General features: G+C 47.1%; 11 protein-coding genes. All 11 read left to right on the top strand.

All coding sequences use genetic code 11. The features are described from left to right. Positions 1 to 52 precede the first annotated feature (52 nt). The 11 genes from tgt to DWW77_RS18470 all read left to right on the top strand — a co-directional run bounded on the left by tgt (position 53) and on the right by DWW77_RS18470 (position 13,564). A complete protein-coding gene (gene tgt, locus DWW77_RS06525) occupies positions 53 to 1,204 on the top strand; it encodes a tRNA guanosine(34) transglycosylase Tgt (RefSeq protein ID WP_110103202.1) in 1,152 nt (383 codons plus the stop codon). Positions 1,205 to 1,361: 157 nt separating this feature from the next. Further along, the gene (gene yajC, locus DWW77_RS06520) at positions 1,362 to 1,676 is read left to right on the top strand and encodes a preprotein translocase subunit YajC (protein WP_015527154.1); all 315 of its coding nucleotides are present in this window, start codon (positions 1,362 to 1,364) and stop codon (positions 1,674 to 1,676) included. A 751-nt stretch (positions 1,677 to 2,427) separates the two neighbouring features. Further along, entirely contained in the window at positions 2,428 to 3,783 is a 1,356-nt protein-coding gene (locus tag DWW77_RS06510; protein WP_118608318.1) for an SPFH domain-containing protein, read from the top strand. Positions 3,784 to 3,867: 84 nt separating this feature from the next. After that, positions 3,868 to 4,953, top strand: a complete 1,086-nt coding sequence (locus DWW77_RS06505) for a TFIIB-type zinc ribbon-containing protein (RefSeq protein WP_118608317.1) — start codon at positions 3,868 to 3,870, stop codon at positions 4,951 to 4,953. Positions 4,954 to 4,966: 13 nt separating this feature from the next. Next, a complete protein-coding gene (locus tag DWW77_RS06500; RefSeq protein WP_021651410.1) occupies positions 4,967 to 5,767 on the top strand; it encodes a TPM domain-containing protein in 801 nt (266 codons plus the stop codon). Between the two features lie 266 nt (positions 5,768 to 6,033). Then, positions 6,034 to 7,119 carry a 3-isopropylmalate dehydrogenase gene (gene leuB / locus DWW77_RS06495; RefSeq protein WP_044961505.1) on the top strand — a complete coding sequence of 362 codons (1,086 nt, stop codon included), beginning with the start codon at positions 6,034 to 6,036 and terminating at the stop codon, positions 7,117 to 7,119. 119 nt (positions 7,120 to 7,238) lie between these two features. Continuing rightward, entirely contained in the window at positions 7,239 to 8,912 is a 1,674-nt protein-coding gene (ilvD, locus tag DWW77_RS06490) for a dihydroxy-acid dehydratase (RefSeq protein WP_092068317.1), read from the top strand. 15 nt (positions 8,913 to 8,927) lie between these two features. After that, positions 8,928 to 10,610 (top strand): biosynthetic-type acetolactate synthase large subunit, encoded by a 1,683-nt coding sequence (ilvB, locus tag DWW77_RS06485; protein WP_118608316.1) that lies wholly within the window; start codon positions 8,928 to 8,930, stop codon positions 10,608 to 10,610. Beyond that, entirely contained in the window at positions 10,603 to 11,685 is a 1,083-nt protein-coding gene (gene serC / locus DWW77_RS06480; protein WP_015527147.1) for a 3-phosphoserine/phosphohydroxythreonine transaminase, read from the top strand. The genes ilvB and serC overlap by 8 nt, the downstream gene beginning before the upstream one ends. Continuing rightward, the gene (locus DWW77_RS06475; protein WP_021651414.1) at positions 11,685 to 12,848 is read left to right on the top strand and encodes a phosphoglycerate dehydrogenase; all 1,164 of its coding nucleotides are present in this window, start codon (positions 11,685 to 11,687) and stop codon (positions 12,846 to 12,848) included. Before serC ends, DWW77_RS06475 begins: the two co-directional genes overlap by 1 nt. Before the next feature lie 458 nt (positions 12,849 to 13,306). Further along, positions 13,307 to 13,564, top strand: coding sequence for a pentapeptide repeat-containing protein (locus DWW77_RS18470; protein WP_118608447.1), 258 nt, complete (start codon positions 13,307 to 13,309; stop codon positions 13,562 to 13,564). Positions 13,565 to 13,656 lie beyond the last annotated feature (92 nt).

The following is a 13,656-nucleotide window of genomic DNA, read 5'->3' as shown; positions in this document are numbered from 1 at the left end:
GGAAGAGAACCGGAACTAGATGACCCAAAATGTTTTTTAGAAGGGGAATGAAATGGCAGAATATAAACTGATTACAACAGAAGGAAGAGCGAAAAGAGGAGAGTTTAAGACGGTCCACGGAACGATCCAGACTCCTGTTTTTATGAATGTAGGAACAATTGCGGCAATTAAAGGTGCAGTTTCCACTGTGGATCTTCATGAGATCGGTACACAGGTAGAGCTGTCCAATACCTATCATCTTCATGTGCGCCCTGGCGACAAGGTGGTAAAGCAGCTGGGAGGTCTTCATGAATTTATGAACTGGGACAGACCAATCCTTACCGATTCCGGCGGATTCCAGGTGTTTTCGCTGGCGAAGCTTCGTAAGATCAAGGAAGAGGGCGTGTATTTTAACTCTCATATCGATGGTCATAAGATTTTTATGGGACCGGAGCAGAGCATGCAGATCCAGTCAAATCTGGCCTCTACTATTGCAATGGCCTTTGATGAGTGCCCAAGCAGTGTGGCAGACAGGGATTATGTACAGAGATCGGTAGCGCGTACAACACGCTGGCTTAAAAGATGCAAGGATGAGATGGCTCGTCTGAACAGTCTGCCGGATACCATTAACAAGAACCAGCTTCTTTTTGGCATTAACCAGGGGGCTGTTTATGAAGATATCCGTATTGAGCATGCCCAGGCTATCGCGGAGATGGATCTGGACGGCTATGCAGTGGGCGGCCTTGCAGTTGGTGAAAGTCATGAGGAGATGTACCGGATCCTGGATGAGGTGGTTCCGCATTTGCCGCAGAACAAGCCGACGTATCTTATGGGGGTTGGTACCCCGGCCAATATTCTGGAGGGGGTTGAGCGTGGTATTGACTTTTTTGACTGTGTATATCCCAGCCGTAACGGCCGTCATGGTCACGTGTATACCAACCATGGCAAGATGAATCTTTTTAATGCAAAGTATGAGCTGGATTCCAAACCGATCGATGAGGAGTGCCAGTGCCCGACCTGCCGTCATTACAGCAGAGCGTATATCCGTCATCTTCTGAAGGCGAAAGAGATGCTTGGTATGAGGCTTTGTGTACTGCATAATCTGTATTTCTATAATCATATGATGGAAGAGATCAGAGATGCGCTGGATGCAGGGAATTTTGCGGCTTATAAGAAGATGCGTCTGGAAGGCTTTGAGGAAGGCAGGATCAACGGGAACCGGTAAGTTTTATTTATAAAATTTGTGTAAATTACTTTGATTTTATAAGAAAACTCTTGAAGGTTTTTTGGTTTTTGTGTATGATAGTACGAAGTGACACTTTTAGAGGTCAGTAACGGCGGGGGTACCGCAGATTATTTGTTTTTAGCAGGAGGAATTTGAAATGATCGCATCATCTACAGCGGCAGCTGGCGGACTTAGCGCGGGTCTTGGTATTGTCTGGATCGTAGTTCTGTTTGGAATTATGTATTTTATGATGATCCGTCCGCAGAAGAAGGAGCAGAAGAGAACTCAGACTATGTTGAACAGCATGGAGGTTGGTGACAGTGTTGTTACTACCAGTGGTTTTTATGGTGTTGTTATTGATATGACTGAGGAAGATGTTATTGTTGAGTTTGGTAATAATAAGAATTGCCGTATTCCTATGAGGAAGCAGGCGATTGCTGAGGTTGAGAAGGCTGATCAGGCTTCTGCTTGATGCTTTTTTCGCAATAACTTGAATATGAGAGAGGCACTGCGTTTTTTTGTGACGTGGTGTCTTTTTTTGTATTTGTATGTGGATGAACGGACGAACGAACGATGAAGGGACGCCGGGGAAGGGGATGCTGGCTGGTCTGCGGCTTCGTCGGGGGCTGGCTTCTAGGACGCCGGAAATCTGCTAAAAGCGTTTTTCAAAAGTCCGAACTCGCGGCCTGCTGCCGCTCAGACAGCGGACTTTTGAAAAACAACGCAGATTCCCGCCGTCCAAGAATCAGCTCCCCTCCTGCAGAAGCAGAGCCATCCAGCATCCCCTTCCCCGGCTGGTGCTTCCGGTGAGAAATAGTGTCGTTTGACGGTTGGTTGTGGGTCGTCAGCGCTGCGCTGGACGACTGCAATGGCTGAGTTTGTGTTTGGTTGGGGGGACGGCTGAGGCGCTGCGCTGTCAGCCTGGATTGCGGATGTGCCTAGAATTGCGGATGTGATGGGAGAATAGCCTTTGATGCCAGCGCAGATGGACTGTGTGGATGTGCCTAGAATAGCCTTTGATGCCAGCGCGGATGGACTGTGTGGATATGCCTACAATTGTGGATGTGATGGGAATATGACAATTGTAATATTGTATAGAAATAAGTGGATTTTTGGTAAAATTCGTGTAATAATGATGTTACTATCAGAAATGAGAGTGACGATGGCTTTGGAATATCGTAAAATTGTAAATAAGAATGAATTTTCAGAAAGGGGTTGGATTTATGGGTCTTATCAGAGCGGCTGTGGGTGCAGCGGGTGGTACGTTGGCGGATCAGTGGAAGGAATTTTTTTACTGTGAGGCTATGGATAAAGAAGTGATGGTTGTGAAGGGGATGAAGAGGTCTTCTTCCAGGTCTTCCAATAAGCATGGGAGTGATAATATTATTTCCAGCGGCAGCGGGATCGCTGTGGCGGATGGTCAGTGTATGATGATCGTGGAGCAGGGAAAGGTTGTTGAGGTTTGTGCGGATCCGGGAGAGTATACGTATGATGCTTCTACGGAGCCGAGTATTTTTTCAGGTAGTCTGGGTGACGGAATCAGGAAGACCTTTGATACGATCGGGAAGAGGTTTGCTTTTGGCGGTGATACGGGTAAGGATCAGAGGGTGTATTATTTTAATACTAAGGAGCTTGTGGATAACAAGTTTGGTACTGCTAATCCGATCCCGTTCCGGGTTGTGGATTCCAGGATCGGGTTGGATGTGGATGTGGCTGTGAGATGTCATGGTGTTTATTCCTACAGGATCGCGGATCCCCTTCTTTTTTATACGAATGTGTGTGGAAATGTAGAGCGGGAGTATACCAGAGAGGAGCTGGACGGACAGCTGAAGGCGGAGTTTATCAGTGCGCTGCAGCCTGCTTTCGGAAGGCTTTCGGAGCTGGAGATGCGTCCGAATCAGATTGTGACTCATAATACGGAGCTGGAGAATGCCATGAATGAGGTGCTTTCTGCCAAGTGGGAGGAGCTTCGTGGGCTTAAGGTGGTCAGTGTGGCACTTGGTTCTGTGACATTGCCGGATGAGGATGCCGAGATGATCAAGCAGGCTCAGCGTACGGCTATGATGCGTGATCCTGCTATGGCTGCGGCTACTCTGACCGGGGCCCAGGCGGATGCTATGAAGGCTGCGGCTTCTAATTCAGCAGGGGCTATGACTGGCTTTATGGGCATGGGTATGGCTGCTAATGCAGGTGGTCTGAATGCGCAGCAGTTGTTTGAGATGGGCCAGAAGCAGCAGGCGCAGCAGCAGAGTGTACAGCAGCAGGCAGCGCAGCCGGTTTCGCCGGTAGGGAACGGAGCAGGGGCTGCGGCTGGTTCCTGGACCTGCAGTTGTGGTGCGGTTTCTTCGGGGAAATTCTGTCCGGAGTGTGGTGCATCGCGTCCGGTGGAGGACAGCTGGACCTGTTCCTGCGGTACGGTGAATAAAGGCAAGTTCTGTATGAACTGCGGAGCGAAGAAACCGGAGAAGAAGATGCAGTATCGCTGCAGCAGGTGCGGATGGGAACCGGCAGATCCGGAGAATCCACCGAAATTCTGCCCGGAGTGCGGTGATCCGTTCGGACCGGAGGATGCAGTATAGATCAGAAAGAGAGATGGTCAGGAGCAAAATGCAGGGTAACTCCTGCCGGTTGTTGGATACAGAATGATGAAGTGAGGTGAATATATGGCGAAGATGCAGGAGTTTAAGTGTCCGTGCTGTGGTGGCTCCATAGAGTTTGACAGTTCTGTGCAGAAGATGAAGTGTCCGTTTTGTGATACGGAGTTTGATGTTGGTACGTTATCGGAATATGCCCAGACTGTGGAGGAAGAGCAGCCTGAGGATATGAGCTGGTCGGATGAGGCCGGCAGTGAGTGGCAGGACGGGGAGAGTGAGGGGCTGCGTACCTATGTGTGCAAGTCCTGTGGCGGTGAGATCGTGGGAGATGCCAACACGGCAGCAACGGCCTGCCCGTTTTGCGGAAGTCCGGTGGTAATGACCGGGCAGCTGTCCGGTGCACTGAAGCCGGATTATGTGATCCCGTTTAAGCTGGACAAGAAAGCGGCAAAGGAGAGGCTGAAAAAGCATCTTACCGGTAAGAGGCTTTTGCCGAAAGCATTTAAGTCAGAGAATCATATCAGCGAGGTTAAGGGCATCTACGTTCCGTTTTGGCTGTATGACACAGACGCAGATGCAGATATCCGTTACCGTGCAACAAAGACCCGGTTCTGGAGCGATAGTGATTATGATTATACGGAGACCAGCTATTATGCAGTACACAGAAGTGGTTCTCTTGGTTTTGATCATGTACCGGTGGATGGCTCTGCCAGCATGGAAAATGATCTGATGGAGTCTATAGAGCCTTTTGATTTCAAAGAAGCGGTGGATTTTCAGACTGCGTATCTGGCTGGATATTTTGCAGATAAATATGATGTGACAGCGAGCGAGTGTGAGGAACGTGCCAATGAGCGTATCCGCCGCAGCACAGAGGCTGCATTCCGGGATACGGTGAGAGGATACGCCAGTGTGGCACCGGAGAATACCAGTATCCGGCTTCATAACGGGACAACGAAATATGCGTTATATCCCGTATGGATCCTGCAGACGAAGTGGAAGGGTGATAATTACATATTTGCCATGAATGGTCAGACAGGGAAATTTGTGGGAAATCTGCCTACAGACAAGAACGCTTTTGCACGATGGTTCCTGGGAACAACGGGGGTCGTGGGTGTGATCACTTATATTATCCTGTATCTGATCTGGGCTTTGTAGGGAGGTGGATGCCATGAAAAAAAGAATATCTGTATTTTTGATATCGATCCTTTTGTGTCTGGCATGTGCTTTTCCAGTATGGGCAGGCACCGTAAGCCGTCTGGATGACCAGGCGGGCCTTCTGGATGCAGAGCAGCAGGAGAGCCTGAGCAGTACTCTGGATGAGATCAGTGAGCGAGATCAGGTAGATGTTGTGGTCGTTACCGTTAACAGTCTTGAGGGAAAAACGGCCCAGGCGTATGCGGAGGATTATTTTATTGACCATGGATATGGACAGGGGGAAAATGGTGACGGTATTTTATTCCTGTTGGATATGGGAGACCGTAACTGGGCCATTGCAACACACGGATATGCGATAGAAGTGTTTACGGATGCCGGACAGTCCTACATCATGGATCAGGTGAAGCCTTATTTAAGTGACGGTGATTATAACGAAGCGTTTCATAAGTTTGCCACGGAATGCGATGATTTTATCACGCAGGCAGATGAGGCAGAGCCATACGATGTGGAAAACCTTCCAGATGAGCCTTTTGCGGTTGGGATAAACCTGCTGATCGCTCTTGCTGTGGGGCTTGTGGCAGGATTACTGGTGACCGGAAATATGAGAAGAAAGCTGAAAACTGTGCGAAAACAGGATCGGGCGGCTTCTTATGTGCGGCAGGGCAGTATGAATGTGACCAGAAGTAATGATTTTTACCTCTACAGTACGGTATCAAAATCCGCAAAACCGAAAAATGAGGATAATAACGGTGGTTCCAGCACCCATACCTCATCTTCCGGTGATACCTTCGGTGGTTCCAGCGGGAAATTCTGAGAAGATCATCAGGAAAAACAGAATATGATAAAAAAAGAAAGACTGCTGTACCGGAATGGTAGGGCAGTTTTTCTTTTTTCTGTGTGCGAAAGTATGTCTCTGTGGCGGCAGAAACAGGGAATTGCCGTTTATTTTTTGCATTCCGGAAATAACTTTATCTATTTAATAGGTTGAAATCCGTCGAAAAGTGCGTTATGATAATAACAATTATCCACACCAGTGCGTTAAAATTTTACAGCACAGGGGAAATCGGAGGAGTGAATAAAATGGAGTACAAGATTGCCCTGATTCCGGGAGACGGAATCGGTCCGGAGATTGTTGCCGAGGCCAAAAAAGTTTTAGACAGAGTATGTGAGAAATACAGTCATAAATTTTCATACACAGAGGTTCTTTTAGGAGGGGCATCCATTGATGCTCACGGAGTACCTCTTACAGAGGAAGCCATTGCCCAGGCAAAAGCTTCTGATGCAGTACTGATGGGTTCCATTGGCGGTGATGCCAAGACATCCCCGTGGTACAAGCTGGAGCCGTCCAAACGCCCGGAGGCAGGTCTTCTTGCGATACGTAAGGCGTTGAACCTGTTTGCAAACCTTCGTCCGGCTTATCTTTACAATGAGCTTCGTGATGCCTGCCCGCTCCGTGATGAGATCATCGGAGATGGTTTTGACATGATCATCGTAAGAGAGCTTACAGGAGGTCTTTATTTCGGAGCAAGAAAGACTACTGAGGAGAACGGAGTCCGCACAGCGGTAGATACTCTTTCTTATAATGAGAATGAGATCCGCCGTATTGCCATTAAGGCATTTGAGATCGCACGTAAGAGAAGAAATAAGGTTACAAGTGTAGATAAAGCCAATGTTCTTGATTCTTCCAGACTCTGGAGAAGTGTAGTGGAGGATGTGGCAAAGGATTATCCGGATGTAACACTGGAGCATATGCTGGTTGATAACTGTGCAATGCAGTTGGTACGTGATCCGAAGCAGTTTGATGTTATCCTTACAGAAAACATGTTTGGAGATATCCTCTCTGATGAGGCAAGTATGGTGACCGGTTCCATCGGAATGCTTTCCTCCGCAAGCTTAAATGAGACAAAGCTTGGTCTCTATGAGCCGAGCCATGGTTCTGCACCGGATATCGCAGGCCAGAACAAGGCAAACCCCATCGCAACCATTCTTTCCGCTGCCATGATGCTGAGATATTCTCTGGATCTTGATAAAGAAGCAGATGCTGTGGAAACAGCAGTACAGAAGGTTCTCACAGAGGGTTACAGAACAGGAGATATCATGTCTGACGGATGCAAGCTTGTCGGAACCAGAGAGATGGGCGATCTGATCGCAGATGCCATTGCATAAATAAAGCGGGACAGAAAGAAGAAAACGAAACAGAACAGAAAGAACCGGTACCTGGAAGAGGAAGTCTATAAACAGATACCGGATCCTATCGTAAAGAATAAAAAGGAGAGACCTTAAAAATGAAAAGTGATACCGTAAGAAAAGGCACACAGCAGGCACCACATCGTTCCCTGTTCAATGCCCTTGGAATGACAAAGGAAGAAATGGACAAACCACTGGTAGGAATCGTAAGCTCTTATAACGAGATCGTACCGGGACATATGAACCTTGACAAAATTGTAAATGCTGTAAAGCTCGGCGTTGCAATGGCTGGCGGCACACCGGTTGTATTTCCGGCGATCGCAGTATGTGACGGAATCGCAATGGGACACGTTGGCATGAAATATTCCCTTGTAACACGTGACCTGATCGCAGATTCCACAGAGGCCATGGCACTGGCTCATCAGTTTGATGCCCTGGTCATGGTTCCCAACTGTGACAAAAACGTACCTGGCCTTCTGATGGCAGCAGCAAGGATCAACGTTCCTACTGTATTCGTAAGTGGCGGCCCGATGCTTGCCGGCCATGTAAAAGGACACAAAACAAGTCTTTCCAGCATGTTCGAGGCAGTAGGCTCTTATGCAGCAGGAACCATCACAGCAGATGATCTGGAAGAATTCGAGAATAAAACCTGCCCGACCTGCGGATCATGTTCCGGTATGTACACTGCGAACAGCATGAACTGCCTGACAGAGGTTCTCGGTATGGGACTGAAAGGAAACGGTACCATCCCGGCAGTATACTCTGAACGTATCCGTCTTGCAAAGCATGCAGGAATGCAGGTAATGGAAATGTACAGAAGGAACATCCGCCCAAGAGACATTATGACAAAAGAGGCAGTTTTAAATGCACTTACAGTAGATATGGCACTTGGATGCTCCACAAACAGTATGCTTCATCTTCCGGCTATCGCACATGAGATCGGAATGGACTTTGATATCAGCTTTGCAAATGAGATCAGTGAGAAGACTCCGAACCTTTGCCACCTTGCACCGGCAGGCCCGACCTACATGGAAGACCTTAATGAGGCCGGCGGTGTCTATGCGGTCATGAATGAGCTGAATAAGCTGGGACTTCTCCATACAGAGTGTATGACAGTAACCGGAAAAACAGTAGGTGAGAATATCAAAAACTGTGTAAACCTGAATCCGGAGGTTATCCGCCCTATCGACAATCCGTATACAAAGACAGGCGGACTTGCCGTACTGAAAGGAAACCTTGCACCGGATGGTGGTGTTGTAAAACGTTCTGCAGTTGTACCGGAGATGCTGGTACATGAAGGTCCTGCACGTGTATTTGACAGCGAGGATGACGCAATTGTTGCCATCAAGAGCGGTAAGATCGTAGAGGGAGATGTTGTGGTTATCCGCTATGAGGGACCAAAGGGTGGCCCTGGAATGAGAGAGATGCTGAACCCTACATCTGCCATCGTGGGAATGGGACTTGGTTCTTCTGTAGCCCTGATCACCGACGGACGTTTCAGCGGTGCATCCAGAGGAGCCGCTATCGGACACGTATCACCGGAGGCAGCAGTAGGCGGCCCGATCGCACTGGTTGAGGAAGGCGATATCATCAGCATCAATATTCCGGAGCTGAAACTGGAGATCAAGGTTTCAGATGAAGAGATGCAGGCTAGAAGAGAAAAATGGCAGCCAAGAGAGCCGAAGGTGACAACCGGATATCTGGCAAGATACGCTTCCATGGTAACATCCGGAAACCGTGGTGCGATCCTGGAAGTACCGAAAGCAAAATAAGGAGGAACGAAAGATATGCAGCTTACAGGTGCAGAGATCATCGTAGAATGTCTGAAGGAACAGGGCGTTGATACCGTATTTGGATATCCGGGCGGCGCGATTCTGAATGTTTACGATGCCTTATATGAATACAAAGATGAGATCACACATGTACTGACCTCCCACGAGCAGGGTGCATCCCATGCTGCTGACGGTTATGCAAGAGCGACTGGAAAGGTGGGTGTCTGCCTGGCAACCTCCGGTCCAGGAGCAACTAACCTGGTAACAGGGATCGCGACTGCATACATGGATTCCGTACCGATGGTAGCCATTACTGCAAACGTAGGAAGACCACTCCTGGGAAGAGATTCTTTCCAGGAGGTTGATATCGCAGGTATCGTAATGCCTGTAACAAAATACAGTTTCATCGTAAAGAATATCGAAGATCTTGCAGATACGTTAAGAAGAGCATTTTATATTGCAAAAAGCGGAAGACCCGGCCCGGTGCTTGTGGATGTCCCGAAGGATATCACAGGAATGAAATATGAATATGAGCCATGCCCTCCGGCTACGGTTAACCGTGAGATCAAAAGTATCCGTAAAGAAGATATTGATCAGGCACTGGAAATGATCAGAGAGGCAGAGAAACCGTTTATTTTTGTTGGCGGCGGATGTGTGATCTCTGGTGCTGACCAGGAAGTACGTGAGCTGGCTCGCAGGATCCAGGCTCCTGTCTGCGATACTCTGATGGGCAAGGGTACCTTCCCGGGAGAAGATCCTCTCTATACAGGTATGGTAGGTATGCACGGAACCAAGACTTCCGATCTTGGCGTAACAGAGTGCGATCTTCTTATTGTTCTCGGTGCACGCTTCAGTGACCGTGTAACAGGAAATACCAAAACTTTTGCACATAATGCAAAAATCCTTCAGATCGATGTGGATGCTGCGGAGATCAATAAAAATATCAAAGTGGATGCCAGTGTGATCGGTGATGTGAAGGAAGTGCTGAAACGCCTTCTGGAGGAAATTCCGAAGAAAGAACATCCGGAGTGGATCGCACATATCCAGGAATTGAAATCAAAATATCCGCTGAATTATGATCACACACAGCTTACAGGTCCGTATATTATAGAGAAGCTTTATGAGTTGACCAACGGTGATGCGATCATCTCCACAGATGTTGGACAGCATCAGATGTGGGCGGCGCAGTATTATAAATACAAAGAGCCGAGAACTCTTCTTACTTCCGGCGGACTTGGAACCATGGGCTATGGCCTTGGCGCTGCAATTGGCGCGAAGATGGGCAGACCGGAAAAAACAGTTGTAAATATAGCAGGTGACGGATGCTTCCGTATGAATATGAATGAGCTGGCAACAGCTGCACGCTGTGGCAGACAGCTGATCCAGATTGTTATGAACAATCATGTACTGGGAATGGTGCGTCAGTGGCAGACGCTTTTCTATGGAAAGAGGTACTCTTCCACAGTACTGGATGACGCCGTTGATTTTGTGAAATTATCAGAGGCGCTGGGTGCAAAAGCCATTCGTGTGACAAAGATGGAGGATGTGGAGCCTGCACTTAAGATGGCACTGGCAGCAGAGGGACCTGTCGTTCTGGATTGCTGGATCGATCAGGATCTGAGTGTGTTCCCGATGGTACCGGCTGGTGCGAACCTTGATGATGTATTTGACGAGGAGGATATGAAGAAACATGAGTAGAGTGTATAATTTTTCTGCCGGACCGGCAGTGCTTCCAGAGGAAGTACTCAAAGAAGTAGCGGATGAGATGATGGATTATAACGGCACAGGAATGTCTGTTATGGAAATGAGCCACAGAAGTGCAGCTTTTCAGGAGATCATTGATACTGCAGAGAAAGATCTTCGCGAGCTTATGAACATTCCGGATAACTACAAGGTACTTTTCCTTCAGGGAGGAGCATCCCAGCAGTTTGCCATGATCCCGATGAACCTTATGAAAAACAAGGTCGCAGATTATATCGTAACAGGACAGTGGGCAAAAAAAGCTTATCAGGAAGCTCAGAAATACGGAAAAGCAAACAAGATCGCATCTTCTGAAGATAAAACCTTCAGCTATATCCCGGACTGCAGTGATCTGCCGATCAGCCCGGATGCAGACTACGTATACATCTGTGAGAACAACACCATTTACGGCACAAAATTCAAAAAACTTCCAAACACAAAAGGTAAGACTCTGGTAGCAGATGTATCCTCCTGCTTCCTGTCTGAGCCGGTGGATGTAAGCAAATATGGTATTATCTATGGCGGTGTTCAGAAGAACATCGGACCGGCAGGTATGGTTATCGTGATCATCCGTGAGGACCTGATCACAGAGGATGTTCTTCCGGGAACTCCAACCATGCTTACTTATAAGACACATGCAGACGCAGGCTCTCTTTACAATACGCCGAATGCTTACTGCATCTATGTATGCGGAAAAGTATTTAAATGGCTGAAGAAGATGGGCGGTCTGGAAGTGATGAAACAGCGCAATGAGGAAAAAGCAAAAATCCTTTATGATTACCTGGATTCCAGCAAGCTGTTCAAAGGAACTGTAGTTCCGGAAGACAGATCTCTTATGAATGTACCGTTCGTAACTGGTGACAAGGAAATGGATGCCAAGTTTGTCAAAGAGGCAACTGAAGCAGGACTTGTAAACCTGAAAGGACACCGTACTGTTGGCGGAATGCGTGCCAGCATCTACAATGCCATGCCAAAGGCCGGCGTAGAGGCACTGGTTGCATTCATGAAAAAATTCGAGGAGGAGAATGCATAATGTTCCAGTATCATTGCCTGAATCCTATCGCTGAAAAAGGTCTGAAACTTTTTGGCGATAATTATAAAAAAACAGAGACCGCTGACCAGTGTGATGCAATCCTTGTAAGAAGTGCAAAAATGCACGACATGGAGCTGCCGAAGAGCGTTTGCGCAGTTGCACGTGCAGGTGCAGGCGTCAATAATATTCCGGTTAAGGAGTATGCAGAGAAGGGGGTTGTTGTATTCAACACGCCTGGAGCTAACGCAAACGGCGTAAAAGAGCTGGTACTTGCAGGTATGCTCCTTGCATCCAGAGATATCGTAGGAGGTATCGAGTGGGTTGCACAGGAGAAAGATAAAGAGCACATCGGCAAGCTTGCCGAGAAGCAGAAAAAACAGTTCGCAGGATGCGAGATCAGCGGCAAAAAGCTTGGTATCATCGGTCTTGGAGCCATTGGAGCCATGGTGGCAAACGCAGCATGCGGTCTTGGCATGGAAGTATATGGCTATGACCCATATCTTTCTATTGATGCGGCATGGAACCTGTCCAGAACCATCAAGCACAGCAAGAGCCTGGATGAGATCTACAGCCAGTGCGATTATATCACCATTCATGTGCCGCTTCTTGACAGCACTAAGAAGATGATCAACAAAGAAGCTTTCGATAAGATGAAGGACGGCGTAGTTCTTCTGAATTTTGCAAGAGATCTTCTTGTTGATGAGGATGCGCTGATCGAGGCTGTTGAGAGTGGCAAGGTTAAGAAGTATGTAACTGACTTTGCAAATGAGACAGTTGCAGGACGCGAGGGTATTCTGGTAACTCCGCATCTTGGTGCGTCTACAGAGGAATCTGAAGAGAACTGTGCAGAGATGGCTGTAAAAGAGATCCGTGATTACCTTGAGAATGGTAATATCAAAAATTCTGTTAATTATCCGAACTGTGATATGGGTACCTGTGTGGCTGTCGGAAGAATCTCTCTTGCGCACAGTAACACACCGAATATGATCAGTCAGGTTACCAAGATCCTTGGATCTGAGGGACTGAATATTGCGGATATGACGAATAAGAGTAAAGGGGAGTTTGCTTATACTCTTATTGATCTTGAGAGTGCGGCGTCTGCTAAGGCGTTGGATGAACTCAAGGAGATTGAGGGAATGTACAGGGTGCGTGTTGTTAAGTAAAGTAACAAGAGGTTAGAAATACTTTTTTTTAAATACTGTGTGGCGTTTGCTTTTTTGGCGAATGGCGCACAGTATTTTTTTGAGGAAAAAAGGAAAACCGCAAAGGGGCCGCAAAGCCGCGGCCCCTCTGCACACCCCTCGGGCTTTTTTTAGGAGTGCTTGGTTGTGGAGGACGGGAGTTTTGTTGACTTGTGTCTGTATGCGACGGTGCTGGGAACGAAAGGTTGAGCCGATGGAGGAGAACGGCCTGAAGGGGTTGTTGAGAGGGAAAAAGTCTTGAGGCCGTTGTAGGTATGTGACGGTATTGGATGTGGAAGGTTGAGCCGAGAGTGAGGGTGGGAGGGCGTTGGTAGGTCTCGATGTGCGGGGCACATCTGCGGATTTTTTGGAATAATATAGAAGTGAATTTGAGGGGTAAATATATCAAATGCAGATATATCAAATGATCAAATTCAAATATATCAAATGTAAATATATCAAATGTAAATATATCAAATGTAAATATATCAAATGTAAATATATCAAATGTAAATATATCAAATTCAAATATATCAAATGCAGATATATCAAATGATCAAATTCAAATATATCAAATGCAAATATATCAAATAATCAAATGTAAATATATCAAATGCAAATATATTAAATGTAAATATATCAAATGCAAATATATTAAATGTAAATATATCAAATACAAATATAATGTGCAAATATAATATGCGTAATGATATTGGCTGTAAATTTTTATACTGCAAATTATGCTTAAACGGAATGCCAGTTCCGCTACTGCGGAACGGCTATTCCATTT

The sequence above is a fragment of the Ruminococcus sp. AF17-12 genome (genome assembly GCF_003479245.1).
GTDB lineage: Bacteria > Bacillota > Clostridia > Lachnospirales > Lachnospiraceae > Blautia_A > Blautia_A fusiformis.
Note: the sequence above shows the minus strand (reverse complement) of the source record. Positions and strands in the feature narration are given on the sequence as shown.

Excerpts from the sequence above, each read along its gene's own strand:
- DWW77_RS06510 (WP_118608318.1), top strand. The coding sequence starts at position 2,428 with ATGGGTCTTATCAGAGCGGCTGTGGGTGCAGCGGGTGGTACGTTGGCG.
- serC (WP_015527147.1), top strand. The coding sequence starts at position 10,603 with ATGAGTAGAGTGTATAATTTTTCTGCCGGACCGGCAGTGCTTCCAGAG.
- ilvD (WP_092068317.1), top strand. The coding sequence starts at position 7,239 with ATGAAAAGTGATACCGTAAGAAAAGGCACACAGCAGGCACCACATCGT.
- leuB (WP_044961505.1), top strand. The coding sequence starts at position 6,034 with ATGGAGTACAAGATTGCCCTGATTCCGGGAGACGGAATCGGTCCGGAG.
- yajC (WP_015527154.1), top strand. The coding sequence starts at position 1,362 with ATGATCGCATCATCTACAGCGGCAGCTGGCGGACTTAGCGCGGGTCTT.
- DWW77_RS06500 (WP_021651410.1), top strand. The coding sequence starts at position 4,967 with ATGAAAAAAAGAATATCTGTATTTTTGATATCGATCCTTTTGTGTCTG.
- tgt (WP_110103202.1), top strand. The coding sequence starts at position 53 with ATGGCAGAATATAAACTGATTACAACAGAAGGAAGAGCGAAAAGAGGA.
- DWW77_RS06505 (WP_118608317.1), top strand. The coding sequence starts at position 3,868 with ATGGCGAAGATGCAGGAGTTTAAGTGTCCGTGCTGTGGTGGCTCCATA.
- ilvB (WP_118608316.1), top strand. The coding sequence starts at position 8,928 with ATGCAGCTTACAGGTGCAGAGATCATCGTAGAATGTCTGAAGGAACAG.
- DWW77_RS06475 (WP_021651414.1), top strand. The coding sequence starts at position 11,685 with ATGTTCCAGTATCATTGCCTGAATCCTATCGCTGAAAAAGGTCTGAAA.